Origin of the sequence: Variovorax glucosi (assembly GCF_051216695.1) — a bacterium.
Classification (GTDB): Bacteria; Pseudomonadota; Gammaproteobacteria; order Burkholderiales; family Burkholderiaceae_C; genus Variovorax.
This window is the reverse complement of the sequence record NZ_JBPJZE010000422.1, coordinates 1-1,021: the sequence shown is the minus strand read 5'-3', so window position 1 is coordinate 1,021 and position 1,021 is coordinate 1. Positions and strand designations below refer to the sequence as shown.

The window sequence follows — 1,021 nt, the reverse complement described above, 5'->3', positions numbered from 1 at the left end:
GCCGCGCAGCGGTTCGAGCCACAGCGCGAGCAGATCGCGCAGCACGTTGACGTAAAGCTCCTCCTTGTTCGCGAAGTAGTAGAGCAGGTTGCTCTTCGATACATCGGCGCGTGCCGCCACCTGGTCGATCGACGTGCCGTGCAGGCCGAAGCGGGAGAACAACCCCAGCGCCGCACCGAGGATCGCGCTGCGCTTGTCCTCGATCTGGCGCAGCCGGCGGCTCACCGCAGACGCGCTGCGCACCGCGGGCTTCGCGCGCTTGCGCGCCGGGCTCTTCTCTTTGCTGCTGGCACTCGCGGCCAGCGCTTTGGTCTTCGGCATCTTCCCTCGCTCTTCTCTTGTTCGTTCGTTAGTGAATCGGTGGACAGCACAGCGCACCACTGTAAGGCCGTGGTGCATCGCCTTGCGCCGCAGCCGCCTTCGCGGCGCGTCGTTGCGCACCATGCTGACGCGACGGATGCGTTTTGTCCATTTGGTCCAACTGGCACAGACGTTGCATGGCGAAAGGCATGCCAAGCATGAGGAACCTGCCATGACCCTGCTGTCCGTCCCCATCATCGATCTAGCGCCCTACTTCGCGGGCACCGCCGAAGGCAAGGCCGAGGTCGCGAAGAAGGTCGACGAGGCCTGCCGCAGCATCGGCTTTCTCGTCATCACGAACCACGGCATTGCGCCCGAGCTGATCTCGCGCGTGTCGTCGCTCTCGCGCAGGTTCTTCGACATGCCGCTGGGTGAAAAGCGAAAGGTCGACCGCCCGCGCGAAGACGCGGTACGCGGCTACAGCGCGGTGGGCGAAGAAGGGCTCTCGTACAGCCTCGAAGAAGCCGCTCCCGGCGACCTGAAGGAATCGTTCTCGATCGGCCCGTCGAACGTGCCGCAAGACGACTACCACCGCGGCCCCGCCGCCGGCCCGCACTTCGAGCCCAACAGCTGGCCGCCCATCGAGGGCTTCCGCGAAGCCTACGAAGGCTACTTCGAGGCGATGAGCGATCTCTCTCGCTCGCTGATGCGCGTCTTTGCG

At 65.2% G+C, this 1,021-nt stretch carries 2 protein-coding genes; one reads left to right on the top strand and one right to left on the bottom strand.

The window, feature by feature from the left end:
* Positions 1 to 321: TetR family transcriptional regulator (locus ACSFA3_RS26195; protein ID WP_435508215.1), on the bottom strand; the 321-nt coding region annotated here is incomplete at its 3' end.
* A gap of 211 nt (positions 322 to 532) precedes the next feature.
* Between ACSFA3_RS26195 and ACSFA3_RS26190 the strand changes: the two genes are divergently transcribed.
* The coding region (locus ACSFA3_RS26190) for a 2-oxoglutarate and iron-dependent oxygenase domain-containing protein (protein WP_435508214.1) at positions 533 to 1,021 on the top strand (489 nt) is incomplete at its 3' end.